The sequence below is a fragment of the Halomonas sp. H10-9-1 genome (genome assembly GCF_040147005.1).
Lineage (GTDB): Bacteria > Pseudomonadota > Gammaproteobacteria > Pseudomonadales > Halomonadaceae > Halomonas.
Map to the genome: position 1 here is coordinate 1,216,245 of NZ_JAMSHO010000001.1, position 25,818 is coordinate 1,242,062.

Genomic DNA, 25,818 nt, shown 5'->3' on the forward strand with positions numbered 1-25,818 from the left:
GCGTCGGATCCGCGGCTCAGGTGGTGGCGTGCTGCTGGATGCGCAGCAGGCGATCGGGAAAATAGCACAGCGGCCCCGGAGGTTCGCGATGCAGGTCGATCGGCTGGCCGAAGCCCTCGGCCAGCAGTTCCACCAGCATCATCGCCGAGAGCCCCCAGATCACCTGGCCGTCGACGTGGTAGTTGGGCACATACCAGGGGCGGCCGTCCACCGGGATGACGTCGGTATGGTGGCGGCGATCCTCCAGGAACAGCGCCAGCGGCACCTCGAAGATGATGTCCAGTTCGGTGGGGTCGGCGACCAGTGGCAGGTCGGGCGGAATAAGCCCCACGAAGGGAGTGACTCTCAGGCCGTGCAGCGAGACCACCTCCGAGAGCCGGCCGAGCAGCTCCACGCGCTGGGGGGGCAGGGCGATCTCCTCCTCGGATTCGCGCAGGGCGGTGCTCAGCAGGTCGGGATCGTGGGCTTCGCGCTTGCCACCGGGAAAGGCCACCTGGCCGCTGTGGGTATTGAGGTGGGCGGCACGGCGGGTAAACAGCAGGGTCGGCTCGGGGCGGTCGACGAGGGGCATCAGCACCGCCGCCTCGGGCAGGCGCAGCCCCAGGCGGCGGGGACGGTGCGCTTGCAGGCGTTCGCGAAGTTTCTCTAACATGGGGTGTCCGTCGGGTTTGCTTCCTTCTACCCGGCCCCCTTCCGCGGCGTCAAGCCCGCCAGCCTGCCAGGGAGCCCCATGAACTTCTGCAGCCACTGCGGCCATACCGTGCGCTTCGCGATTCCCCAGGGCGACGACCGTCCCCGCTACCTCTGCGACGCCTGCGGCACCATCCACTACCAGAACCCGCGCATCGTCGCCGGCACCCTGCCGGTGAGTGGCAGCCGGGTTCTGCTGTGTCGCCGCGCCATCGCCCCGCGCAAGGGCTACTGGACCCTGCCGGCGGGCTATATGGAGAACGCCGAGACCACCGTCGAGGCGGCCGCCCGGGAGACCCTCGAGGAGGCCTGCGCCGAGGTCTCAGTCCATGGCCTCTACACCCTGATCAACCTGCCGCATATCAACCAGGTCTACATGATGTTCCGGGCCGACCTGGTCGGCGGCTTCGACGCCGGGCCAGAGAGCCTTGAGGTGGCGCTCTTCGAGGAGCATGAGATTCCCTGGGACGAACTCGCCTTCCCGACCATCGAGCGCACCTTGCGGTACTTCTACCGCGACCGCCTGGAAGGCGACTTTCCGCTGCATATCAGCGACATCACCGCCGAGGATCGCGAGCGCTATTTTGGTTCAGCCTGACGGGCTCGGCCTGGCGCCGACCCCGCGGAGCAGCGAGGACAAGGACGCACCGTGGACAAGTTCGAGGTAAAGCTGGATCAGGCGGCGCGTGCGGCCTGGATGTCCTTCGTGGGGGGCATGACCCAGGACGAGATCGCCCAGCAACTGGGCGTGTCGCGCCCCGGGGTACAGCGCCTGCTGGCCCTGGCCCGCCAGGAGGGGCTGATCAAGGTGCACATCGACCACCCCATTGCCTCCTGCATGGCCCTGGCCGGCGCCATTCGCGAGCGCTTCGCCCTGGACTTCTGCGACGTGGTGCCCGCCGAGCCGGGTGCCTCCGATGGCGCCGCGAACTACCTGGCGGTGGCCGGCGCCGAGCGCATCGCCCGCCTGGTGGAGCGCAGCGAGCCGCTGACCCTGGCGCTGGGTACCGGCCGTTCGGTGCGCGCCACCGTGGAGTCGCTCAGCCGGATGGAGCGCCCCCAGCACCGCTTCGTCTCGCTGGTGGGCAACGTCGCCCGCGACGGCTCGGCCAACCGCTACGACGGCGTCATGGTGCTGGCCGACAAGACCGGCGGCGAGCGCTTCTTGTTGCCGGCGCCGGTGGTGGCCGGCTCCGTGGAGGAGAAGGAGGCGATGCAGCAGCAGTACCTCTTCCGGGCCATCACCGAGGTCGCCCGCCGGGCCGAGGCGGGTTTCATCGGTATCGGCAAGATCGACCGCCAGGCGACCCTCTTCCAGGATCACTTCATCACCGAGGAGGAACTCGAGGAACTCCTCGACCTGGAGGCGGTGGGCGAACTCCTCGGGTGGCCGATGAACGCCCGAGGCGAGTTGATCGACTGCTCGACCAGCCGCCGCATCACCAGCCTGCCGCTGGAGATGCTGGCCGGCCAGTCGCTGGTGGCCCTGGCCGGGGGGCTCGACAAGGCGCCGGCCATCCTCGCCGCCCTGCACGGCGGTTGGCTCAAGGGGCTGGTCACCGATGAGGTGGCGGCGCGCTATATCACCGAGCGGGCGGGGAACTGAGCCGCCCGTCCACCCGACTCTCTCCGACCAAAGTCTAGGGCTCCAGGCTTTGCTTTTTTTGGGTCCGTGTCCAATCATTTGATTGATCGATGATCAAATTGATCAAGATGACGCGACACACAACAACACGAGTCCCGAGAGGAGCCCATCATGAAGCTCACCCGAGCCCTGCCGCTGGCCACCCTGACGGCGGCCGTCGCCGCCGCCTCCCAGGCCCAGGCACAGACCGAGATCACCGTCGCCACGGTCAACAACAACGACATGGTGATCATGCAGAGCCTCACCGAGGAGTTCGAGGCGGCGCATCCCGATATCGAGCTCGACTGGGTGGTGTTGGAGGAGAACGTGCTGCGCCAGCGCATGACCACCGATATTGCCACCCAGGGCGGCCAGTTCGACGTCATGACCATCGGCACCTACGAGGTACCCATCTGGGCCGAACGCGGCTGGCTGACGCCCCTCGACGACCTGCCGGAGGCGTATGACGTCGACGACCTGTTGCAGACGGTTCGCGATGGCTTATCACACGGCGGCACCCTGCATGCGCTGCCGTTCTATGGCGAGAGCTCGATGATGTTCTACCGCACCGACCTGTTCGACGAGGCGGGCATCGAGATGCCCGACCAGCCCAGTTGGGAGCAGGTCTACGATTGGGCCGGCCAACTCCACGACCCCGACAATGAGGTCGCCGGCATCTGCCTGCGGGGCAAGCCGGGCTGGGGCGAGAACATGGCCTTCGTGTCGACCCTGGTGAACACCTTCGGTGGTCGCTGGTTCGACATGGACTGGAACCCCGAGATCGATTCCCCCGCCTGGCAGGAGGCGATCTCGTTCTACGTCGACCTGCTGGGTAACTATGGCCCGCCGGGTGCCAGCTCCAACGGCTTCAACGAGAACCAGGCCCTGTTCTCCAGTGGCAAGTGCGCCATGTGGGTCGACGCCACCTCGGCGGCGGGCCGCATCTACAATCCCAATGAGTCCGAGGTCGCCGATCGGCTGGGCTTTGCCCCGGCCCCGGTCGCCGAGACACCCAAGGGCTCCCACTGGCTGTGGTCCTGGGCACTGGCCATCCCGGCCTCCTCCGAGAAGCAGGAAGCCGCCAAGACCTTCATCCAGTGGGCGACCTCCAGGGAGTATATCGAGCTGGTCGGCGAGACCGAGGGCTGGACCAGCGTGCCGCCGGGCACCCGCGAGTCCACCTACGCCAACGAGAACTACCAGCAGGCGGCTCCCTTCGCCGACTTCGTGCTCGAGGCAATGCGCGGTGCCGATCCCACCGATTCGACGCTCGAGCCCAATCCCTACGTCGGCGTGCAGAACGTCGGCATTCCGGAGTTCCAGTCGATCGGCACCCAGGTCGGCCAGACCATCGCCTCGGCGTTGACCGGTGACGTCACGGTGGAACAGGCGCTGCAGAGCGCCCAGCGTGCCACCGAGCGCACCATGCAGCGCGCCGGCTATCTGGACTGATCCCTCGCGCCGGCCGGGGCCACCCCGGCCGGCTGAATTCCCCCCATCCCAATGGGCCAGATCATGACCAAGACACGAGCCGCCGGGCGCACCGTCGGGGGCCTGCGTACCCTGTCGTTGCAGGCGCCCGCCGTTACCCTGCTGTTGCTATGGATGATCGTGCCGCTGGCGATGACCGTATGGTTCTCGCTGCAGCGCTACAACTTGCTGATGCCGGAGATGACCGGTTTCGCCGGTCTGGAGAACTACCGCTACCTGTTTACCGACCCCGCGCTGTGGACGGCGATGGGCAATACGCTGCTGCTGGTCGGCGCGGTGCTGGTGATCACCGTGGTCGGCGGCACCCTGCTGGCGGTGCTCTTCCAGCAGGAGTTCCCCGGGCGCGGCGTGGCGCGGGTGCTGGCCATCTCGCCGTTCTTCGTGATGCCCACGGTGAGCGCCCTGGTATGGAAGAACATGATGATGCACCCCTCCAACGGCGTGCTCTCCTGGGTGGCCGAATCCTTCGGCCTGCCCGCCGTGGACTGGTTCTCGTCGCTGCCGTTGACCTCGATCATCATCATCGTGGCCTGGCAGTGGCTGCCCTTCGCCCTGTTGATCCTGCTCACCGCCATCCAGTCGCTGGACGAGGATCAGGTGGAAGCGGCGCGCATGGACGGTGCCGGGCCGGTGGCGATCTTCTTCTTCATCACCCTGCCGCACCTCAAGCGGGCGATCAGCGTGGTGATTATGATCGAGATGATCTTCCTGCTGACCATCTTCGCCGAGATCTTCGTCACCACCTCCGGCGGGCCGGGGCTGGCTACCACCAACCTGGCCTACCTGATCTACATCCAGGCCCTGCTCGACTTCGACGTGGGCATGGCTTCTGCCGGCGGGGTGATCGCCATCATTCTCGCCAACATCGTCGCCATCTTCCTGGTCCGCATGGTGGCCAAGAACCTGGAAAGCTGACGCCGGAGGCCTCTCATGACCACTGCCAAGACCAAGACCCTCGCCACCACCGGTGGCCAGGCTTCGGCCACCCCGGTACCCCGCACCTCGCCGCGGGGTTCGGCGCGGACTCGCCGGCTGGGCCTGACGCTGTTGGGCTGGGCGATCGCCTGCCTGATCTTCTTCCCGATCTTCTGGATGGTGCTGACCGGCTTCAAGACCGAGGCGGCGGCCATTGCCGACCCCAGCCTGATCTTCTCGCCGACGCTGGAGAGCTATGCGGCCGTCCAGGGACGTGCCGACTACTTGAAGTTCGCCCTGAACAGCGTGGTGGTGGCCTTCGGCTCGACGCTTGCGGCGCTGCTGATCGCCATCCCCTCGGCCTACTCCATGGCCTTCCTGCCCACCAAGCGCACCAAGGGCACCCTGCTGTGGATGCTCTCCACCAAGATGCTGCCGCCGGTGGGCGTGCTGGTGCCGATCTATCTGCTGTTCCGCGACGTCGGGCTGCTCGATACCCGCACCGGCCTGGTCATCGTCTATACGCTGATGAACCTGCCGATCGTGGTGTGGATGCTCTACACCTTCTTCAAGGACCTGCCCAAGGACATCCTCGAGGCGGGCCGCATGGACGGTGCCAGTACCCTGCAGGAGGTGGTGTTCCTGCTGCTGCCGCTGACCCTGCCGGGCATCGCCTCCACCGGGCTGCTGTCGGTGATCCTCAGCTGGAACGAGGCCTTCTGGAGCCTCAACCTCACTTCCTCCAAGGCGGCGCCGCTGACCGCCTACATCGCCTCCTTCTCCAGCCCCGAAGGCCTGTTTTGGGCCAAGCTCTCCGCTGCCTCGACCATGGCCATCGCGCCCATCCTGGTGTTCGGCTGGTTGACCCAGAAACAGATGGTCCGCGGCCTGACCTTCGGCGCGGTGAAATAGGCTTTCGACGATGCCGAACACTGGTCTTCGGCTGGCGCTCTCGCCAACCACAAAACAGATGGTCCGCGGCCTGACCTTCGGCGCCGTCAAGTAATCCGGGAGTCCCCACATGGCAACACTACAACTTAATCGGGTCACCAAGAGCTTCAACGACACCCATGTCATCAAGGGCGTCGACCTGGAGGTCAACGACCGCGAATTCGTGGTCTTCGTCGGCCCCTCCGGCTGCGGCAAGTCGACCCTGCTGCGCATGATCGCCGGGCTGGAGAGTGCCACCTCCGGCGACATCCTCATCGACGGCCAGCGCATGAACGAGGTGGGCCCCGCCGATCGCGGCCTGGCCATGGTGTTCCAGAGCTATGCGCTCTATCCGCACATGACCGTCGAGGACAACATGGGCTTCAGCCTGCGCCTGGCCGGCGTCGGCAAGGAGGCACGTCGCGAGAAGGTGGGCGAGGCGGCGCGGATCCTGCAACTCGAGCCGCTGCTCGACCGCAAGCCCAAGGCGCTGTCCGGTGGCCAGCGCCAGCGCGTGGCGATCGGCCGTGCCATCGTGCGCAACCCCAGCATCTTCCTGTTCGATGAGCCGCTCTCCAACCTCGACGCGGCGCTCCGCGTGCAGATGCGCATCGAGCTGGCGCGGCTCCATGAGGAGCTCGACGCCACCATGATCTATGTCACCCACGACCAGATCGAGGCCATGACCATGGCCGACAAGATCGTGGTGCTGCAGGGCGGCGTGGTGGAGCAGGTTGGCTCGCCCATGGAGCTCTACCACCATCCCCGCAACCGTTTCGTGGCCGGTTTCATCGGCTCGCCGAAGATGAACTTCCTGCCGGTCGAGGTGGTGGAGGCCGACGCCGAGGGGGTCCGCGTGCGCCTGCCCGGGGGCGGTGTCACCAAGGTGCCGGTCGAGGGCCAGGGCCAGCGTCCCGGTACGGCGCTGGAGCTGGGCATCCGCCCCGAGCACCTGGTGCTCGACGACGACCAGGGGCCGCTCTCCGGCGAGATCCAGGTCCTCGAGCGTCTGGGGGGCCAGACCTCGCTGTACGTCCGGATGGATGACGCCATGGTAACCATCATGGCCGACGGCGATGTCGCCCATCGCGTGCACGACAAGGTGCGCTTCGGCTTCGAGCCTGGCCGTGCCCATCTCTTCGATGCCGAGGGGCTGGCCCTGCCCAGCCTGGAACAGCACCCGCTGGCCGGTCTGCGCCGCCAGGACAATCGCGCCTCCACCGACGCCAATGGCGCCTGAGGGGACTCCATGGAGACCCTGATCTTCGACTGCGACGGCGTGCTGGTGGACAGCGAGGCGATCGCCGAGGCGACCCTGGTGGAGCTGCTCGGCGAGTGGCTGCCGGACCTGGATGCCGACACCGTGCTCAGCCAGGCGCTGGGCATGACCACCGCCCATATCCTGCGTCACCTCGAGGGCCTGAGCGCGCATCGCCTGCCGCCGGCGGCCACCGAGCGGGTCGACGAGACCATCGAGGCGCGGCTGGCCCGGGAGCTCCAGGCGATGCCCGGGGTGGCTGCGGCGATCGCCGCCATCGACCTGCCCAAGGCGGTGGTCTCCAATAGCCGCCGCCGGCGCGTGCTGGCGTCGCTGGCCACCACCGGGCTCGACGCCTGGCTCGACGGAGCGCCGGTCTTTACCGCCGAGCAGGTGGCTAGCCCCAAGCCGGATCCCGCCCTCTATCGCTTGGCCGCCGAGACGCTGGGCATCTCGCCGGCGCACTGCCTGGTGGTGGAGGACAGCGTCTCCGGGGTCACCGCCGCTCACGCCGCCGGCATGACGGTGATCGGCTTCATCGGCGCCAGCCATGTGCAGGCGGGCCAGGCCGAACGCCTCCAGGCGGCCGGCGCCTGGCGGGTCATCGACCGCATGCAGGCGCTGCCGGCACTGGTGGAGGCGGCCCTGCGTTCTTCCTGAGACGGGCGATTCTCTCGATTCATTACCACAACTGCGAGGAACGAGACATGAAACTACAAGATCAGAGCGCCGTCGTCACCGGTGGCGCCCGCGGTATCGGCCTGGCCATCGTTCGCGCCTATGTGGAGGAGGGCGCCAACGTGGTGGTCGCCGATATCGACCAGGGCGCCATCGACGAGGCCCTGGCCACGCTGGAAGGCGAGGGTCACGCCGTCTCGCGTCTGATGGGCGTGCGCCTGGACGTCTGCGATCGCCAGGCCATCGACGCCATGGTGGAAAGCGTCACCGAGCGTTTCGGCGGCATCGACATCCTGGTCAACAACGCCGCGGTCTTCGACATGGCCCCGGTGCTGGAGGTGACCGAGGCGAGCTACGACAAGCAGTTCGCCGTCAACGTCAAGGGCCTGTTCTTCACCCTCCAGGCGGTGGCCAAGGCCATGGTGGACCGCGGCCAGGGCGGGAGAATCATCAATATGGCCTCCCAGGCGGGGCGCCGCGGCGAGCCGCTGGTGAGCATGTACTGCGCCACCAAGGCGGCGGTGATCAGCCTGACCCAGTCCTGCGCCCTGGACCTGATCCAGCACGGCATCCGCGTCAACGGCATCGCCCCCGGGGTGGTGGACACCCCCATGTGGGGCGAGGTGGACGCCCTCTTCGCCCGCTACGAGGGCCGGCCCCTCGGCGAGAAGAAGCGCCTGGTGGGCGAGGCGGTGCCCTACGGACGCATGGGGCGACCGGAGGACTACGCCGGCCCGGCGGTCTTCCTGGCCAGCGACGACAGCGAGTACGTGGTCGCCCAGACGCTGAACGTCGACGGCGGCAACTGGATGAACTGAACCATGTTCGATATCGCAACCAGCGGCGAGCTACTCGCCGAGTTCATGGCCGAGGCCCGTGGCCAGCGCTTCGACGCTTCCGGGCGTTTCTCGGGCCCCTTTCCCAGTGGGGCGCCGGCGATCTTCGCCTCCCAGGCGGCACGCATGGGGGCCCGGGTCGCCTATGCCGGACGGGTGGGGTGCGACGGCTTCGGCGACCTGGTGGTCGAGCGGCTGCGCGGCGACGGCATCGACGTCACGGCGGTTCAGCGTGACCCCGAACGTCCCACCGGCACCGCCTTCGTCAGCTACCAGGAAGATGGCAGCCGACACTTCATCTTCAACCTGGCCCACAGCGCCAGCGGCCAGCAGACCCTGAGCGAGGGGGAGCTGGAACACCTCTCGGCCTGCCGGTACTTCCATGTGATGGGCTCCTCGCTGGCCTCAAAGGGAGCCATCGAGATCCTGCTGCGCCTGGTGGAGCGGGTGAAGGAGAGAGGCGGCAGGATCAGCTTCGACCCCAATGTGCGCCTGGAGCTGGTGGCGAGTCCCGGGGTGCGCGAGGCGCTGCTCGCGGTGCTGGCGCGCTGCGATCTCTTCCTGCCCAGCGATGCCGACCTGGAGTGGTTGGCCGAGCCGGGGGAGGATGCCGACGCCACCGTGGCGCGGCTGCTGAGCGAATACCCCATGTCGCTGGTGGTGCTCAAGCGCGCCGCGGCGGGCTGCCGGGCCTATACCGGCGAGGAGGTGATCGAGATGCCCGGACTCAGCGTGGAGGAGGTGGATCCCACCGGTGCCGGCGACTGCTTCGGTGGTGCCCTGGTCGCCGCCCTGGTGGCCGGGCGCCCGCTGCCGGAGGCGCTGCGCCTGGCCAATGCCGCCGGCGCCCACGCCGTGACCGTGCTGGGACCCATGGAGGGCTGCAGCGACCTGACCACCCTGGAACGGCGGCTGGCCGCCGCGGGAGAGACAACATGATCCATCCCCTCGACGCCATCGTCGCCGCCAACCGTCGCGGCGAGCAACAGGGCATCACTTCCGTCTGCTCGGCTCACCCCCTGGTGCTGGAGGCGGCCTGTGAACGCGCCCTGTCCGATGGCTCGCCGCTGCTGGTGGAGGCCACCTGCAACCAGGTCAACCAGGAGGGCGGCTACACCGGCATGACCCCGGCGGATTTCCGGGATGCGGTAGGGATCATCGCCGATCGGGTGGGCCTGTCCGCCTCGCAGCTGATCCTGGGGGGCGACCATCTGGGCCCCTCGCCCTGGCAGGGACTGCCGGCGGAGGAGGCCATGGCCCGCGCCGAGGCCATGGTGGCGGCCTACGCCGCGGCGGGTTTCGAGAAGCTGCATCTGGACGCCAGCATGGCCTGCGCCGACGATCCAGGCGTGCTGGACGACACGACGGTGGCGCGGCGTGCCGCCCGCCTGGCCCGGGCCGCCGAGGCGGCCGCCGGCGACGGGCGCGACCGGCTTCGCTACGTGGTGGGCACCGAGGTGCCGGTACCCGGCGGCGCCCAGGAGCACCTGGACTCTCTTGCCGTCACCGATACCGCTGACCTGCGGGCGACCCTGGAGACGCATCGCGAGGTGTTCGCTCGGGAAGACCTGGACGCTGCCTGGGGCAGGGTGCGAGCGGTGGTGGTACAGCCCGGGGTGGAATTCGGCCATACCGAGGTAGTGGACTTCGTGCCCGAATCGGCCCGCGAGCTGAGCCGTGCCATCCATGCCTGGCCCGACCTGGTGTTCGAGGCCCACTCCACCGACTACCAGACGGCATGGGCCTACCGGGAACTGGTGGCGGGTCACTTCGCCATCCTCAAGGTCGGGCCGGCGCTGACCTTCGCCATGCGCGAGGCGCTGTTCGCCCTGGACCGTATCGCCGAGGAGGCGCCGGGCATGCATTGGCCGGTATCGCTACGCGAGGTGCTGGAAGCGGAGATGCTGGCCGAGCCGCGCTACTGGCAGGCCTATTACGAGGACGATGCGGACGAGCAGCGCTTCGCCCGGGCCTACAGCCTGAGCGACCGCAGCCGCTACTACTGGTCACGCCCCAGGGTCGCCGAGGCCTTGGAGAGTCTCTTCCAGACCCTGTCGGCGGCACCAATTCCGCCCACTCTGATCAGCCAGTACCTGCCGGGCCAGTATGTCGCCATCCGTCGCGGTGAGCTCGCCCCCGAGCCACGTGCCCTGGTCCGGCATCGCATCGACGAGACCCTGGCGGCCTATGCCGCGGCCTGCCGACCGAGCCATTGAGGAGACGATGATGGGTGACCTGAGGTTCGATTTTTCCGGCCGGGTGGCGCTGGTCACCGGTGCCGCCAGTGGCATCGGCAAGGCCCTGGCCGAACGACTTGCCGCCTGCGGGGCGCGCTTGGTGCTCGTGGACCGTAGCGAGTCGGTGCGCGAGCTGGCCGAGACGCTGCCCACCGAGGCCCTGGTACGGGTCCAGGACGTGGCCGACGAAGCCGCGGTGATCGAGAGCGTGGCGGCCGTCCACGAGCGTTTCGGTCGGGTCGATGTGCTGGTCAACAATGCCGGCATTGGCCCGCTGGAAGCGGCCGAAACGATGTCCTGCGAGCTCTGGGACCAGACCCAGGCGGTCAATCTACGTGGGGTTTTCTTGTTCTGCCGTGAGGTAGGCAAGGGCATGCTGGGGCAAGGCGAGGGGCGCATCGTCAACCTGGCCTCCCAGGCGGCCAGCGTGGGACTCGACAGACACTTGGCCTATTGCAGCAGCAAGTCCGGGGTCCTGGGGCTGACGCGGACCCTGGCCCTGGAATGGGGGCCGCGGGGCGTTACCGTCAACGCCGTTTCGCCCACCGTGGTGGAGACCGAACTGGGGCGTTACGGCTGGGCCGGCGAGAAGGGCGAGCGCATGAAGGCGCTGATCCCCACTCGGCGCTTCGCGCAACCGGACGAGATCGTCGCCGCCATCCTTTATCTGGCTTCCCGGGAAGCCGCGATGGTCAACGGCGCCGACCTGCGTGTCGACGGCGGTTACACCGCGATCTGAAGCGAGAATGATGACCCACACGTATCCAGTTCATGCCCGGAGAGGCGCCATGAGTTCCGTTCCCCATGTCGATTCGTTGGACGAAGTGACCCGGCGGGTCATCGATGCCGCCGACGGTCACGATCGCTTTCTGGTGGCCCTGGCCGGGTCGCCGGGTGCCGGCAAGTCCCATCGCTCGGAGCAGCTCTTCCAGGCCATCGACGAGGCACTGCCGGGGCAGGTGGTGGTGGTCCCCATGGACGGCTACCACTACGACAACGCCGTGCTCGAGCTCCAGGGGCTGGTACCCGTGAAAGGGGCGCCGGAGACCTTCGACTGCGATGGGCTCAAGCACGACCTGGAACGCATTCGCCGCAGCGATCGCAGCATCGCCGTGCCGGTGTTCGACCGGCCCCTGGACCTGGCCCGTGCCGGGGGGCGGCTGGTCTCTCTCGAGCACCGCATCGTCATCGTCGAGGGCAACTACCTGCTGCTCGACCAGGGACCCTGGCGCGCCCTGCATGACCTCTTCGACCTGCGCGTGATGCTCGACGTGGACGACGCGATCCTGGAGCAGCGCCTGATCGAGCGCTGGCTGGCCATGGGCCAGGACGCCGAGGGGGCACGCCGCAAGGCCCTGGACAAGGACATGCCCAACGCCCGCCTGGTCAAGACCACATCCATCCCGCCCGACCTGGTGTGGCGCTGACGCCGTGCCACGGGCCGACACGCCGAGCGCGACTCGGCAGGAGACCCATCATGACCCGACTCAACAACGCCAACCTGGGCCGACTGGCCCCCGAGGTCGCCACGCCGAGCTATGATCGCGGCGCCGTCACCCCCGGCATCGTCCACTTCGGGGTCGGCGGCTTCCACCGCGCCCACCAGGCCATGTACCTGGATGCGCTGATGAATCGCGGCGAGGCGCTGGACTGGGGCATCGTCGGCGTCGGGGTGATGCCCGGCGACCGCCGCATGCGGGAGGTCCTGGCCGCCCAGGACCACCTCTTCACCCTGGTGATCAAGCACCCCGACGGCCGCCGCGAGCCGCGAGTCATCGGCAGCCTGGTGGATTATCTGTTCGCCCCCGACGACCCGGCGGGAGTGGTGGAACGCCTCGCCGATCCGGCGATCCGCATCGTCTCGCTGACCGTCACCGAGGGCGGCTACAACTTCCATCCGGTCTCCGGCGAGTTCGACCTGGAGAATCCCGACATCCGCCACGACCTGGCCCATCCCGAGGCGCCGAAGACGACCTTCGGGCTGATCGTCGAGGGCCTGGCGCGTCGCCGCGAGCGCGGCATCCCGCCCTTCACCCTGATGTCCTGCGACAATATCCAGGGCAACGGCGAGGTGGCGAAAGAGACCTTCACCGCCTATGCCCGGGCGCGGGATCCCGAACTGGCCGCGTGGATCGCCGCCGAGGTGGCCTTCCCCAACGCCATGGTGGACCGCATCACCCCGGTGACCGCCGAGTCCGACATCGCCGAGCTGAGCGAACGCTTCGATGTCGAGGACGCCTGGCCGGTGGTCTGCGAGCCCTTCACCCAGTGGGTACTGGAGGATCGCTTCGTCGCCGGCCGCCCGCCGCTGGAGATGGCCGGGGTGCAGCTGGTGGACGACGTGGTGCCCTATGAGCTGATGAAGCTGCGCCTGCTCAACGCCAGCCATCAGGCGCTGTGCTACTTCGGCACCCTGGCCGGCTATCGCTATGCCCACGAGGTGTGCCGGGACCCGCTGTTCGTCGACTTCCTGCTCGACTACATGCGCCTCGAGGGCTCGCCGACCCTGGCCCCGGTGCCTGGCATCGACCTGGAGGACTATCGCCTGACCTTGATCGAGCGCTTCGCCAACCCCGAGGTGAAGGACACCCTGGCGCGGCTGTGCGCCGAGAGCTCGGATCGCATTCCCAAGTGGCTGGTGCCGGTGATCCGCGAGCAACTGGCCCGGGGCGGCGAGATCCGGCGCAGCGCGGCGGTGGTGGCCAGCTGGGCGCGCTACGCCGAGGGCGTCGACGAGCGGGGCGAACCCATCGCGGTGGTGGATCGTCTCAGGGAGGAATTGATGGCCATCGCCGCCGAGAATTGCATCCGGCCCACCGCCTTTATCGAGAATCGCGAACTGTTCGGCGACCTGGCCGAGGACCCCCGCTTCCGCGAGGCCTACCTGTCGGCCCTGACCTCGCTTCACGAAGGCGGCAGCCGTGCCACACTGGAGGCACTGGTGACGACACGAGGAGAGGCTTGATGTACATCGGCGTGGACTGCGGGACCCAGAGCACCAAGGTGGTGGTGGTCGATGTCGACCGCGCGCGGGTCCTCGGCGAGGCGAGCCGGCCGCACCGCCTGGACGAGGGGGAGGGCGGCCGCCGCGAGCAGGACCCCGGCGAGTGGATCGCGGCGCTGCGTGGCGCCTTCGATGAGGTGCTGGCGATGACCGGCATCGACCGTCGGGCGATCCGCGCCATCGGCGTCTCCGGCCAGCAGCACGGCCTGGTGGCCCTGGACGCTGCCGGCGAGGCGGTGCATCCGGCCAAGCTGTGGTGCGATACCGAGACCGCGGCCTGGAACGCCGAGCTGATCCAGCGCCTGGGCGGCGAGGCGGGCTGCCTCGACCGGCTCGGCCTGGTGCTGCAGACCGGCTACACCGCCTCCAAGATCGCCTGGCTGCGTCACACCCGGCCCGAGGCCTATGCGCGCATCGCCACCCTGCTGCTGCCCCACGACTACCTCAACTTCTGGCTCACCGGCGAGCGGGTGGCCGAGGCCGGCGATGCCTCCGGCACCGGCTACTTCGACACCCGCACGCGGCGCTGGCGCCACGACGTCCTGACCGAGATCGCCCCGGAGCTCGACGCCGAGCGGGTGCTGCCGCGGCTGATCGAGGCCCATGAACCGGCCGGCACCGTGCGCCCCGAGGTGGCCCGCGAGCTGGGGCTGGCCGACGATGTGCTGGTGTCGAGCGGGGGCGGCGACAATATGCTCGGCGCCATCGGCACCGGCAACATCCGCCCGGGCCTGGTGACTCTGAGCCTCGGCACCTCGGGCACCATCTGCGCCCACTCCCCCGAGCCGGTGGTGCCCGACAGCGCCATGGTGGCCAACTTCTGCGCCAGCCACGGCGGCTGGCTGCCGCTGGTCTGCACCATGAACGTGACCTCGGCGACCACGCGGATCCGCGAGCTGTTCGGTCTCGACCTGGCGAGCTTCGGCGAGCGGGTGGCGGCCGCGCCCATCGGCGCCGAGGGGGTCTCCCTGCTGCCCTTCTTCAACGGCGAGCGGGTGCCCATGCTGCCCGAGGCCACCGCCAGCCTCGACGGCCTGACCAGCGTCAACACCACCCAGGCCAACCTGTGCCGGGCGGTGGTGGAGGGCGCCACCCTGGGCCTGCGCTACGGCCTGGAGCAGTTCGGCTCGCTGGCCGAGGGGCTGCACGAAATTCGCCTGATCGGTGGCGGCTCGCGCAGCCCGGTGTGGCGGCAGATGGTCGCCGACGTCACCGGCAGCCGGGTGATCTGCCCCGAGATCGCCGACGCCGCGGCCCTGGGCGCCGCCCTGCAGGCGGCCTGGTGTCATCATCAGTTCCAGTCGGGCGGCGGCGAGCTGGCCGACCTCTGCGCGCGCCTGGTGCACCTCGACGAGGCCTCCCGGGCCGAGCCCGACCCGGCCGGCGTCGCCGCCTACCGCGAGGTCTACGCCTGCTATCGCCGGCGCCTGGCCGAACGCCATGGCACTCACTGAACCTTTCCGGAGGAACCGCATGACCACACGACTCGACTCCCTGAAGACGCACTCCCTGGTGGTCGCCGACACCGGTGACCTGGACGCCATCGAGCGCTACCGGCCCCACGACGCCACCACCAATCCCTCGCTGCTGCTCAAAGCCTTCGACATGCCGGGCTACCAGGCGTTGATCGACGCAGAGCTCGCCGCCGTCAAGGGCGAGTTCCGGGACCCCCAGGCGCGCCTCGAGCATGCCGTGGATCGCCTCGCCGTGGCCAAGGGCGCGGAGATCGCCAAGCGCGTCCCGGGGCGGGTCTCCACCGAGGTGGCCGCGCGGCTCTCCTTCGACACCCAGGCCAGTATCCGCAAGGCCCACGAGCTGGTGGAGCTCTACGACAGGCGCGGCGTGGGCCGCGATCGCGTGCTGATCAAGCTCGCCTCTACCTGGGAAGGCATCCGCGCCGCAGAGGTACTGGAACGCGACGGCATCCAGTGCAACCTGACCCTGCTGTTCAGCGAGGCCCAGGCCCAGGCTTGCTTCGACGCCGGGGTCTTCCTGGTCTCGCCCTTCGTCGGCCGGGTCACCGACTGGTACAAGCAGGCGACCGGCCGTGACTATGCCCCCGAGGAGGACCCGGGCGTGCGCTTCGTGCGCGGGGTCTGCGAGCGGGTCGGCCGCGGCGGCTATGCCACCGTGGTGATGGGGGCGAGCTTCCGCACCGTCGGCCAGGTGCTGGCGCTGGCCGGCTGCCCGCGCCTGACCATCTCGCCGGCGCTGCTCGAGGAGTTGGCGGCCGAGGAGGGCGAGGTCGCCCGGGGGGTGGAGATCCCTGCCGCCGGCGAACGTCCCGCGCCGCTCGACGAGCCCGCCTTCCGCTGGGGTCACAACCAGGATGCCATGGCCAACGACAAACTGGCCGAGGGCATCCGCCGCTTCGACGAGGACCAGCGCACCCTGGAGGCGCGCCTCGCCGAGCGGCTGGGGTGACGGCGGGTGGTCGAGTCGCCTGAGCGTGGGTGCGCCGCCGGCTTGCAGGGACGATAATACTGTCGACCAATGTCGCCTATCCCGCTGAAAGGCCCGGAGTAGAGCCGATGGGGGTGCCACTCTCGCAGAAGACGCTTGCCGCCGTCGGCCCAGCGGTTCGTGTGCCGGCCTACGATCGGCGGCGATTGCGCCCCGGAGTCCTGCATATCGGCCTGGGCAACTTCCATCGCTCACACATGGCGACCTACCTGGATCGCCTCTTCGCGCATGGCGAGGCCCATGACTGGGCGGTCATCGGTGCCGGCGTGATGCCCGCCGATGAGCGGATGCGTCGGCGCCTGCACGCACAGGACTGGCTCTCCACCGTGGTCGATCTCGAGCCCGAGGGGGCGGCGGCGCGGGTGGTGGGGGCCATGGTCGATTTCGTTCCCGTGGTGCCGTCGGCCATCGTCAAGACATTAGCCGACCCGCGTATTCGCATCGTCTCTCTGACCATCACCGAGGGGGGCTACTTTCTCGATGCCGCCACCGGACGGTTCGATGTCCGCCACCCGCTGATTCTGGCCGACATTGCGGATCCGAGGCATCCCCGGACCCTCTTCGGCATGATCCTCAGGGCACTGGCCGATCGCCGGGCAAGAGGGCACTCGCCTTTCACCGTGCTCTCCTGCGACAACCTCCCCGGCAATGGCGACGTGGCACGCCACGCGGTCACTGGTATGGCCGAACGCCTCGACCCTGACCTGGCCGCCTGGATCATGGGGGAGGTGGCGTTTCCCAACTCGATGGTCGACTGCATCACGCCGCGTACGACCGAGCGGGAGCGGGCACTGGTCAGCCAACGCTTCGGTATCGAGGATGCCGCCCCGGTGGTGTGCGAGCCCTTCCGCCAGTGGGTGGTAGAGGACCGCTTCTGTGCCGGTCGCCCGCCGCTGGAGAAGGTCGGCGTCGAACTGGTCGACGATGTGTCCCATTACGAGACGATGAAGCTGCGGATCCTCAATGCTGGGCACGCCAGCATCGCCTATGTCGGGGCCCTGTTGGGGTATCGCCTCGTCCATCACGCCATGGCGGACCGGGATATCCGCGACTGGCTGGAGGCGCTGCAAACCCGCGAGATCTTGCCCGGACTGCATCCGGTCGCTGGCGTGGACTACACCGCCTACCGGGCACGGGTCATGGAGCGTCTGTGCAACCCCGAGATCGGCGACACCATCTCGCGGCTGTGTGCCAACGGCTCGACTCGCCAGCCCAAGTTCATCCTGCCGGCGCTCCGCGACGCCCTGGGTCGGGGCCTCTCCGTGGCGGGGCTCGCCCTCGAGCTGGCGCTATGGTGCCACTATTGCCGCGTGGCCGACGACACTCCCGGGATGCCCCCACTCGCCGACCCCTTGGCCTCACGCCTGAGGTCGGCGGCCCGGAAAGCTACCGCGTCGCCCCTCGCCTTCCTGGGGATCCGCGAGGTGTTCCACGACCTGGGAGACGAGTACGGGCTACGAGACGCCTTCGCCGGCTGGCTGGCGACCATCGAGCGCCAGGGGCCACGGGCAGCGATTCGGCGCTACCGCGACCATGGCGATCACAGCGTCTCCAGCCGCCAGACATCGAAGGCCGGCTCCTCGTAGGGGTGGGCACGCTTCAGCGCCGCGATTGCCTCGCGGATCAGCGCATCCTCGCAGACCAGCTCCACCTTGAACTCCTCCACCCGCTCCAGGTCGCCGACCCGGCCGATATGCGGGTCGGCGCCCTCCAGGGGGCGAAACTGGCCCGTGCCCCGGGTCTGGAAACAGCACGCCTCGTAGTCACCGATGCGCCCGGCGCCGGTGGCGAACACCGCCTCCTTGACCGCCTCGGCATCCTCTGCGGGGACGAAGAAGGCTAGTTTGTACATGATCGCTCTCCCTTGATGCCTGCCATCTGCAGTGGACCGCTGGTCTCATGCGCCAAAAAATATCTCGCATCACGTGTGAATAATTCAACAGCAGTGGCTTGGCCCGCTGCTAATTTACATGGGCCAGGCTTGGCCATTCGAGTGCGCTAAGCCCTGCCGGTTCATTGGCGGCGCTCCATGGCGTTGGCATCACTGACCGAGACGCTTGTTCGTGTGCTCGGTCAATCGAAAACTCGTAACCTGACTCCTCAAGAGATACAGCCCATGACCAAGGTTCTTGTTCTTTATTACTCCATGTACGGCCATATCGAGACCATGGCGAAAAGCGTTGCCGACGGCGCGCGCCAGGTGGATGGCGTTGAGGTGACGGTGAAGCGTGTGCCGGAAACCATGGCTCCGGAGGCCTTGAAGGCAGCGGGGGGCAAGTCTGACCAACAGGCTCCGGAGGCGTCTCCCAAGGAACTGGCCGACTACGACGCGATCATCTTCGGCACGCCTACGCGTTTCGGCAACATGGCCGGCCAGATGCGTACCTTCCTCGACCAGACCGGTGGCCTGTGGGCCAACGGCGACCTGGTGGGCAAGGTGGCCAGCGTCTTCACCTCCACCGGTACCGGTGGCGGCGAGGAGATGACCATCGCCTCGACTTGGACCACCCTGGCCCATCACGGGATGATCATCGTGCCGCTCGGCTATGCCACCCCTGAACTGTTCGATATCTCCCAGGTCGGCGGCGGGACGCCCTATGGCGCCTCTACCATCGCCGGGGGAGATGGCTCGCGCCAGCCCGATGACCGCGAGCTGGCCATCGCCCGCTTCCAGGGCGAGACCGTGGCCAGGGTCGCGGCCAGGCTCAAGGCCAACGCCTGATTCCACCACCGCAATCCAGCCACCTCTGATGTCACCCGTCGGCAAGGACCCGTATCGCGGGCCTTGCCGCCTTTTTACCATGGAGCTCCATTTCCTGCGGATCTGGATCGGGCCGCGGCAACCCGGTATCGCGCCCGGCTACGAGCAGCAGGCCTTTCCGACCCAGGAACGGCAGGGAGAGTGGCGCCTGGGGAGCGTCGGGTGTTTCTCGTTGACTGGGCCATTGGTTGCTTTATTATTCCCGATAAATACATTCTTGTTTGTATGTAAGGGTTTCGCATGGTGCAGGTACGAGCCTGGGTATTGGGTGGGGTGCTGTTTGGGTTGACTTCGCTTGCGCATGCGCAGCAACCCACAAAGGGGTTGCTGACGATAAAATCCGAGAACGACAGCTATTCCTATGAGGGGGATGATGGCCACTACACCAACGGTGTGGAGCTCACCTTGTCCTTCGAGCTGGATGACGCCCATTGGCTGCGCGACCTCGCTGCTGTGTTGCCGGGGTGGGATCGTGACGGCGTGGATGGAGGCGCTTATCGCCTGACGCACCAGATGTATACCCCCGAGGAGATCCGTATCCCCCGGCTGGTCGAGGACGACCGCCCCTATGCGGGGGTGCTGCTGGGGGGAATCTCGCTGTTCGACAACATTCGCCACGCTGGCTGGCGCGAGGCGAGGAACCTCAACCTGGACGTGGGGATGGTGGGGCCGGCCTCGGGTGCCGAGGTCCTCCAGCGCGAGTTTCACGAGTTCATCGCCACCGACGAGCCGCGTGGCTGGGATCATCAGCTGAATAACGAGCCGGTGGTCAACCTGGCCTACAAGCACGCCTGGATCGATCGCACTTCAGTGGCGGGGCTCGACCTGGAGTACGGACCCCGGCTGGGCTTCGCGTTGGGTAACCTCTATACCTACGCCGCCTCGGGCCTCGGGTTGCGTCTCGGCTCCAACCTCGATGCCAGCTTCGGCATCCCGGCCATCGCCCCGGCCCAGGGCGGCTGGTCATACTTTCGACCCGACCAGGACTTCAACTGGAGTGCCTTCGCCTCTCTGGAGGGGCGCTACATGGCCCACAACCTGCTGCTCGACGGCAATACCTTCGAGGATAGCCACTCGGTGGATCGCGAGGAGTGGGTGGGGGATGCCTTGAGTGGCGTGGCGCTGTCCTGGGATCGCTGGCAGCTCTCCTTGGCTCACGCCTGGCGCACCAAGGAATTTGCCTCCCAGAATGCCCACCACGCCTTCGGGTCGCTCACCCTGTCGCGCTGGTTCTGAACGGTCGCCATCGATAAGTCCGAAGCGGCGGTGTTGGCGTAAGCCCCTCACTGCAGCGAGCGACGCGGCCGCGACAGGTCGATCATCAGGAAGACGCCGCCCCTTGACGCCCATCGCCACGACGGCAAGCCTGATGCTCCTGGCCACAGTGGGAGAAACGTATGGAGTCGAGTCTGCAGAGTTGCCTGGCCGCAGCCGGGCTGACGCCGAGAGGTGGGCTCGAGCCCCTCTCGGGTGGCGATATCGCCGCGGTCTATCGCCTGGCCACCGACTGTGGCGAGGTGGTGGTCAAGCGCGACGCCGCCGAGCGCCTGGCGGGTGAGGCCGATGGGCTGCGTGCCCTGGCTGCGGCAGGCTCTGGGTTGGTGGTGCCAGAGGTACTGGCCGAAGGCGATGGCTGGCTGGTGATGGAGGCGCTTGAGGTGGCACCCGGTCGCCGTGATCCGGTGGCCCTGGGCGAGGGATTGCGACGGTTGCATGAGGCTACCGGCGAGCCCCATGGCTGGCCTTGCGACAACGCCTGCGGGCGGACTCCCCAGCCCAATGCGCCGCTCTCCGATGGCCGTGCCTTCCAGCGCGAGCGTCGGCTGCTGCCGCTGGCCGAGGCGTGCCATGCGAAAGGTCTACTCGATCATCGATTGCGCGCCCGGGTGGAGGCCATCGCCCACGGCCTGGAGGCATGGCTGCCTGACGCCCCGGCGAGCCTGGTGCATGGTGACCTGTGGTCGGGCAACGTGCTCTTCACGCCGTCGGGGCCCGCGCTGATCGACCCGGCGGTCTATCGCCACTATCCGGAGGTGGACCTGGCGATGCTGACCCTGTTTGGTGCGCCGGGCGAGGCCTTCCTTGAGGCCTACTGGGATGGCGAGCCGCCAGGGGAGTGGCCGCGACGCGAGACGCTGTTCCAGCTCTACCCGCTGCTCAACCACCTGCTGCTGTTCGGCGGTGGCTATCGTGGAGCCGTGGAACGTGCGGTAGCGCGGCTGGAGGCCGGCATATCGTGAATGTTACTGCAGCGAGCGACGCAGGCGTGACAGGGCAATCACGAAGAAGCCGGCACCGATGGCGGCCAGGGCCAGCAACTGGGGCCAGATAACCGCGACCCCGGCGCCGCGGAACAGCACCGCCTGGGCCAGTTGGATGAAGTGGGTGGTGGGGGCAGCGAGCATGATCTGCTGCACCAGCTCGGGCATGCTCTCGCGGGGTGTCATGCCACCGGAGAGGATCTGCAGTGGGATCAGCACCAGGATGATCAGCAGGCCCAGCTGAGGCATCGATCGGGCCAGGGTGCCGAACAGGATGCCCATGGAGGTGGTGGCGAAAAGGTGCAGAGCGGCGCCGAGCAGGAACAGTTCCAACGAACCTCGCACCGGCACCTCCAGCCAGCCCTGGACTACCAGGCGCAGGGCCAGCGCCGAGGCGACCAGCACTACAGCGGCCATGGACCATACCTTGGCCAGCATGATCTCCAGTGGCGTGATCGGCATCACCAGCAGGTGCTCGATGGTGCCGTGCTCGCGTTCGCGGATCAGCGCAGCCCCGGTGAGGATGATCGACAGCATGGTGATCTGGTCGATCACCGAGTTGATCGCACCGAACCAGGCACGATCCAGGTTGGGGTTGTAGGCGGTGCGTATCACCGCCTCCACCGGCATGACCGGTTCGGCGCGGTGGCGGGCCAGGAACTCGGCCACCTCGGCGTTCATGATCTGCTGTATATGGCCGGCGCCGGTAAAGGCCTGGGAGACCTGGGTGGCGTCGACGTTGAGCTGGATTTCGGCACCGCGTCCACCAAGCAGGTCGCGCTGGAAGTCGGGGGGAATGTCCAGAGTGAAGGTAAAGCGACCACTATCCATGCCAGTGTCCATCTGTTCCCGGGTAATTGATTCAGGGGGGAGGAAGTAGGGCATTTGCAGGGCGTCCATCAGCCGCCAGGAGAGGGCCGAGGCGTCTTCGTTCACCACCCCGACGGTGGCGCGATGCGGCGACTCGGGGACGGCCGTGGCGCTGGTATGGATACTCAGGCTGAAGGCATAGAGGATCAGAAGTACCATCGCCGGGTCCCGGGCCAGGCTGCGCAGCTCCTTGATCCCCAGCTGCAGGATGTTGCCCAGTGATGGCATTTTATTTCTCCTGGTCGCGCAGGCCGGCCACGCTGGCCAGCGTCAGTAGCGGAATCGCCACCAGCAGCGGCACGAAGTAGGGCCACAGCTCGGTGAAGCCCAGGGCCTTGGAGAATACTCCCCGTGTGATGATCAGGAAGTGCGTGGTGGGGTAGGCCTGGCCGACCAGGGCACTGATGCCCTCCATGGCCGAGACCGGGTGGAGCATCCCCGAGAATTGCACCGCTGGGATCAGGGTGAGAACCGCGGTGCCGAAGATGGCAGCTATCTGGCTGCGCAGCAGCGATGAGATCAGCAACCCCAGGCCGGTGGCACACAGCAGATAGAGCAGGGCGGCCAGGCCAAGGGTTGCCAGGCTGCCGCTGATGGGGACCTTGAAGACCCAAACCGAAAGTGCCACCAGGGTGACGAAGTTGACCATGCCCATGGCCACGTAGGGCAGCTGCTTGCCGAGCAGGAACTCGGTACGGGTGACCGGCGTGACATAGAAATTGGTGATCGATCCCATCTCCTTCTCGCGCACCACGCCGAGCGCGGTGAGCATTGCCGGAATCATCATCAGCAGCAGTGGAATTACCGCCGGCACCATGGCGGGCAGGCTCTCCACTTCTGGGTTGTAGCGATAGCGAAGGACGATCTCCACGCCCGGGGTTGCCATGGGTGCCCCCGACTCGCGAGCCAGGGTCTGCAGGTAGTGGGCGTGCAGGCCCAGGGCGTAGCCCTTGATGGTATCGGCTCGGGTGGGCATGGCACCGTCGATCCAGAAGGCAATCTCGGGAACCGCGCCGCGCTTGAGGTCACGACCGAAGCCGGGTGGGATCTCCACCGCCAGGCTGATATCGCCACTGCGCATTCGTGCCTCCATCTCGGCCTGGCTGGTCAATGCCGGGCGTTCGGTGAAGTAGCGCGAACCGGACAGGTTGAGGGCATAGGCCTGGCTGGTGGTGGTTTGGTCGTGGTCGAGGACCGCATAGTCGAGGTTCTCGACATCCAGGCTGATGCCGTAGCCGATGATGAACATCAGCAGTACGCTGCCGAACAGGGCCAGGATGCCGCGCAGTGGGTCGCGGCGCAGCTCCATGCTCTCCCGCCGGGCGTAGCTCATAAGACGCTTGAGACTGAAGGCCGGCGGATCGTGCTGGGGAGCGTTCGACCCGGTTGCACGGGGCGTGGCCTGCAGGTCGGCGGGAGGCTCGTCGGAGGCCTCCTCGAGCCAGGCGATAAAGGCCTCCTCGAGGGTGTCGGTGCCGCGTTCTTTGCGCAGCGCCTCGGGAGTGTCACAGGCCAGTACACGTCCCGCGTGCATCAGTGAGATCCGATCGCAGCGTTGGGCCTCGTTCATGAAGTGGGTGGAGATGAAGATGGTCACGCCCTCTTCCCGCGAGAGCCTGACCAGTTCGCGCCAGAAGGCATCCCTGGCCACTGGATCGACCCCGGAGGTGGGTTCGTCGAGGATCAGGATCTCGGGGCGGTGCAGCACGGCCACGGCCAGGGAGAGCCGCTGCCGAATGCCCAGCGGCAGCCCGCCCGACAGGCTGTCGGCAACCACTGTCAATGCGAAGCGCTCGAGCATCTCCTCGATACGCGCCTCGTGTTCGGCCTGGGGCAGATGGAAGAGCCGCGCGTGCAGGGCGAGGTTCTGGCGCACACTGAGCTCGCCATACAGGGAAAATGCCTGGGACATGTAGCCCACCCGGCGTCGGGTCGCCAGATCCCGGGGATCGACCCGCTGGCCGAACAGCTCGGCCTCGCCTTCGCTTGCCGGCAGCAGGCCGGTGAGCATCTTCATGGTGGTGCTCTTGCCGCAGCCGTTGGAGCCCAGGAAACCGAAGATCTCACCACGCTCGATGCGGAAGTCCACGCTGTCAACGGCGGTGAAGTGGCCGAAGCGCTTGGTCAGCCCGCGGGCCGTGATGGCGATGCTGTCGCTGGCGGTGCGTTGCGGGATGCTGATGGGGTGATGCTGGCGGCGCCTCGCCTCGGGCAGCAAGCCGATGAACGCGTTCTCCAGATCGTGCGTCCCGGTGCGTTCCAGTAACTCTGCAGGCGACCCGCTGGCCAGTGGCCGGCCGGCATCCATGGCGACCAGGTGATCGAAGTGCTGGGCCTCATCCATATAGGCGGTGGCAACGATCACGCTCATTTCCGGGCGCGCTCTGCGGATGCCCGCGATCAGCGCCCAGAACTGACTGCGTGATAGCGGGTCGACGCCGGTGGTGGGTTCGTCGAGAATCAACAGGTCTGGGTCGTGGATCAGCGCACAGCACAGCCCCAGCTTCTGTTTCATGCCGCCGGAGAGCTTGGCCGCCGGTCGCTCAGTAAAGGAAACCAGCCCCGTGGCGCGGGTCAGTGTCGCGATACGTCGATCCCGTTCGGCGCCATCCTGACCGAATAGCCTGCCGAAGAACTCGAGATTTTCGCGTACCGATAGGGTGGGGTAGAGGTTCCGGCCCAGTCCCTGGGGCATATAGGCGATGCGCGGGCAGGTCAGGCGCCGGTGGTGGGCATCGCGCATATCACCGCCCAGTACCACGATTTGACCCTGCTGCAGGCGTCGAGCCCCGGCGAGCAGCGCCAGCAGGCTGGACTTGCCCACCCCGTCGGGGCCGATCAGGCCGACCATCTGGCCGGCCGGAAGGTCCAGACTGATATTGTCCAGGGCGAGGATTTCGCCGTAGCGCTGGGTTACCCCCGCGATGCTGGCGACCTGAGCTGCCTGCTGCGGACTCATGGCGTGACTCGGATCTCGAGGGTGTCGGGCCAGTTGGCTGCGTCGTCGAGCTTCAGGTAGGCCAGGCCCGGCAGCCCGGTCTTGACCTGTTCGATATGACGGCGCAACAGTTCGGGATCGATCCTGGCGCGCACGCGGAACATCAGCTTCTCTCGCTCGCTCTCGGTCTCCACGCTCTTGGGGGTGAACTGGGCGACGCTGGCCACGTAGCTGACACGCGCGGGGATCACATATTCCGGCGCGGCGTCCAGCACCAGGCGGACCTCGTCGCCGATGGCCACCCGGCCCGCTTCGCGGGTGGGCAGGAAGAAGGTCATGTAAACGTTGGTGAGATCGACCAGGTTGAGCACCTTGCCCCCGGCCCCCAGTACCTCGCCGGGCTCGGTGATCCGGTACTGCACGCGGGCTAGGCGGTCTGCCGTCAGCACGCTGTCATCCAGGTCGGCCTGGATACGCGTCAGGGTCGCCTCACTGGCCTCGACCTGGGACTGGGCCTCGATGACCTGTGACTCGGTGGCACGGATGGCGGCACGGGCGGAGAGTACCTGGGCATTCGCCGAGGCCAGGCCCGCCTGCTGGCTCTGCCAGGCGGCCAGGGTGTCGTCGAACTGCTGTCGCGAGATGGCATTACGCTCCACCAGGCTGGTGGCGCGCTCGTAGCGCTTGCGCGCTGCTTCGAGCTCGGCCTGGCGCTGGCTGACCACCGCCTGGGCGGCGCTCAGCTCGCTCTCGCGGAGTGCCACCATGGCCCGGGCCGTTTCCAGGGCATTCTCGGCGCGGCGCCGCTGGGCCTGGGCCTGGGCGAGTTCGGCCTCCAGGGTTGCGGTATCCATGCGGGCAA

Annotated in this window: 24 protein-coding genes; 19 read left to right on the top strand and 5 right to left on the bottom strand. The window is 67.6% G+C overall.

From position 1 onward, the window contains the following. Positions 1 to 16: 16 nt before the first annotated feature. Complete coding sequence (locus NFH66_RS05460) at positions 17 to 652, bottom strand: CoA pyrophosphatase (protein WP_349608963.1); 636 nt, start codon at positions 650 to 652, stop codon at positions 17 to 19. 78 nt (positions 653 to 730) lie between these two features. Between NFH66_RS05460 and NFH66_RS05465 the strand changes: the two genes are divergently transcribed. The 16 genes from NFH66_RS05465 (at position 731) to NFH66_RS05540 (ending at position 17,712) form a co-directional block, all read left to right on the top strand. Then, on the top strand, positions 731 to 1,288 hold the full coding sequence (locus NFH66_RS05465) for an NUDIX hydrolase (protein WP_349608965.1): 558 nt from the start codon (positions 731 to 733) through the stop codon (positions 1,286 to 1,288). A 51-nt stretch (positions 1,289 to 1,339) separates the two neighbouring features. Beyond that, positions 1,340 to 2,296, top strand: coding sequence for a sugar-binding transcriptional regulator (locus NFH66_RS05470; RefSeq protein WP_349608967.1), 957 nt, complete (start codon positions 1,340 to 1,342; stop codon positions 2,294 to 2,296). 150 nt (positions 2,297 to 2,446) lie between these two features. Continuing rightward, a complete protein-coding gene (locus tag NFH66_RS05475) occupies positions 2,447 to 3,766 on the top strand; it encodes an ABC transporter substrate-binding protein (protein WP_349608968.1) in 1,320 nt (439 codons plus the stop codon). A 63-nt stretch (positions 3,767 to 3,829) separates the two neighbouring features. After that, entirely contained in the window at positions 3,830 to 4,720 is an 891-nt protein-coding gene (locus NFH66_RS05480; protein ID WP_349608970.1) for a carbohydrate ABC transporter permease, read from the top strand. A 15-nt stretch (positions 4,721 to 4,735) separates the two neighbouring features. Continuing rightward, the gene (locus NFH66_RS05485) at positions 4,736 to 5,632 is read left to right on the top strand and encodes a carbohydrate ABC transporter permease (RefSeq protein ID WP_349608971.1); all 897 of its coding nucleotides are present in this window, start codon (positions 4,736 to 4,738) and stop codon (positions 5,630 to 5,632) included. Between the two features lie 109 nt (positions 5,633 to 5,741). After that, positions 5,742 to 6,890 (top strand): ABC transporter ATP-binding protein, encoded by a 1,149-nt coding sequence (locus NFH66_RS05490; protein ID WP_349608972.1) that lies wholly within the window; start codon positions 5,742 to 5,744, stop codon positions 6,888 to 6,890. A 9-nt stretch (positions 6,891 to 6,899) separates the two neighbouring features. Further along, positions 6,900 to 7,568, top strand: a complete 669-nt coding sequence (locus NFH66_RS05495) for an HAD family hydrolase (RefSeq protein ID WP_349608973.1) — start codon at positions 6,900 to 6,902, stop codon at positions 7,566 to 7,568. Positions 7,569 to 7,615: 47 nt separating this feature from the next. Continuing rightward, a complete protein-coding gene (locus NFH66_RS05500) occupies positions 7,616 to 8,404 on the top strand; it encodes an L-iditol 2-dehydrogenase (protein WP_349608974.1) in 789 nt (262 codons plus the stop codon). A gap of 3 nt (positions 8,405 to 8,407) precedes the next feature. Next, positions 8,408 to 9,361 (top strand): sugar kinase, encoded by a 954-nt coding sequence (locus tag NFH66_RS05505; RefSeq protein ID WP_349608976.1) that lies wholly within the window; start codon positions 8,408 to 8,410, stop codon positions 9,359 to 9,361. Beyond that, on the top strand, positions 9,358 to 10,638 hold the full coding sequence (locus NFH66_RS05510; RefSeq protein WP_349608978.1) for a D-tagatose-bisphosphate aldolase, class II, non-catalytic subunit: 1,281 nt from the start codon (positions 9,358 to 9,360) through the stop codon (positions 10,636 to 10,638). The genes NFH66_RS05505 and NFH66_RS05510 overlap by 4 nt, the downstream gene beginning before the upstream one ends. Positions 10,639 to 10,648: 10 nt before the next feature. Further along, the gene (locus NFH66_RS05515) at positions 10,649 to 11,398 is read left to right on the top strand and encodes an SDR family oxidoreductase (RefSeq protein WP_349608980.1); all 750 of its coding nucleotides are present in this window, start codon (positions 10,649 to 10,651) and stop codon (positions 11,396 to 11,398) included. 49 nt (positions 11,399 to 11,447) lie between these two features. After that, positions 11,448 to 12,086: a nucleoside triphosphate hydrolase gene (locus NFH66_RS05520; protein WP_349608982.1), complete on the top strand. Its 639-nt coding sequence runs from the start codon at positions 11,448 to 11,450 to the stop codon at positions 12,084 to 12,086. Between the two features lie 50 nt (positions 12,087 to 12,136). Then, positions 12,137 to 13,624 (top strand): mannitol dehydrogenase family protein, encoded by a 1,488-nt coding sequence (locus NFH66_RS05525; protein WP_349608984.1) that lies wholly within the window; start codon positions 12,137 to 12,139, stop codon positions 13,622 to 13,624. Continuing rightward, positions 13,624 to 15,117 carry a xylulokinase gene (xylB, locus tag NFH66_RS05530; protein ID WP_349608985.1) on the top strand — a complete coding sequence of 498 codons (1,494 nt, stop codon included), beginning with the start codon at positions 13,624 to 13,626 and terminating at the stop codon, positions 15,115 to 15,117. Before NFH66_RS05525 ends, xylB begins: the two co-directional genes overlap by 1 nt. A gap of 19 nt (positions 15,118 to 15,136) precedes the next feature. Then, positions 15,137 to 16,087, top strand: coding sequence for a transaldolase (gene tal / locus NFH66_RS05535; protein ID WP_349608986.1), 951 nt, complete (start codon positions 15,137 to 15,139; stop codon positions 16,085 to 16,087). 107 nt (positions 16,088 to 16,194) lie between these two features. Beyond that, on the top strand, positions 16,195 to 17,712 hold the full coding sequence (locus tag NFH66_RS05540) for a mannitol dehydrogenase family protein (protein WP_349608987.1): 1,518 nt from the start codon (positions 16,195 to 16,197) through the stop codon (positions 17,710 to 17,712). Here NFH66_RS05540 and NFH66_RS05545 read toward each other — a convergent pair. Continuing rightward, positions 17,667 to 17,978, bottom strand: coding sequence for a YqfO family protein (locus tag NFH66_RS05545; protein WP_349608989.1), 312 nt, complete (start codon positions 17,976 to 17,978; stop codon positions 17,667 to 17,669). The genes NFH66_RS05540 and NFH66_RS05545 overlap by 46 nt on opposite strands. A gap of 264 nt (positions 17,979 to 18,242) precedes the next feature. Between NFH66_RS05545 and wrbA the strand changes: the two genes are divergently transcribed. The 3 genes from wrbA (at position 18,243) to NFH66_RS05560 (ending at position 21,127) form a co-directional block, all read left to right on the top strand. After that, a complete protein-coding gene (wrbA, locus tag NFH66_RS05550; RefSeq protein WP_349608990.1) occupies positions 18,243 to 18,848 on the top strand; it encodes an NAD(P)H:quinone oxidoreductase in 606 nt (201 codons plus the stop codon). Positions 18,849 to 19,127: 279 nt separating this feature from the next. Next, positions 19,128 to 20,123 (top strand): lipid A deacylase LpxR family protein, encoded by a 996-nt coding sequence (locus NFH66_RS05555; protein ID WP_349608992.1) that lies wholly within the window; start codon positions 19,128 to 19,130, stop codon positions 20,121 to 20,123. A 161-nt stretch (positions 20,124 to 20,284) separates the two neighbouring features. Next, complete coding sequence (locus NFH66_RS05560; protein WP_349608994.1) at positions 20,285 to 21,127, top strand: fructosamine kinase family protein; 843 nt, start codon at positions 20,285 to 20,287, stop codon at positions 21,125 to 21,127. 3 nt (positions 21,128 to 21,130) lie between these two features. Here the strand turns inward: NFH66_RS05560 and NFH66_RS05565 are convergent, their stop codons facing one another. From NFH66_RS05565 to NFH66_RS05575, 3 genes are read right to left on the bottom strand one after another with little or no spacing between them, the layout of a single operon-like run. Continuing rightward, positions 21,131 to 22,246 carry an ABC transporter permease gene (locus NFH66_RS05565; protein ID WP_349608996.1) on the bottom strand — a complete coding sequence of 372 codons (1,116 nt, stop codon included), beginning with the start codon at positions 22,244 to 22,246 and terminating at the stop codon, positions 21,131 to 21,133. 1 nt (position 22,247) lies between these two features. Further along, a complete protein-coding gene (rbbA, locus tag NFH66_RS05570; protein ID WP_349608998.1) occupies positions 22,248 to 24,977 on the bottom strand; it encodes a ribosome-associated ATPase/putative transporter RbbA in 2,730 nt (909 codons plus the stop codon). Beyond that, the gene (locus tag NFH66_RS05575; protein ID WP_502878637.1) at positions 24,974 to 25,810 is read right to left on the bottom strand and encodes an HlyD family secretion protein; all 837 of its coding nucleotides are present in this window, start codon (positions 25,808 to 25,810) and stop codon (positions 24,974 to 24,976) included. Before NFH66_RS05575 ends, rbbA begins: the two co-directional genes overlap by 4 nt. Between the last annotated feature and the right edge of the window lie 8 nt (positions 25,811 to 25,818).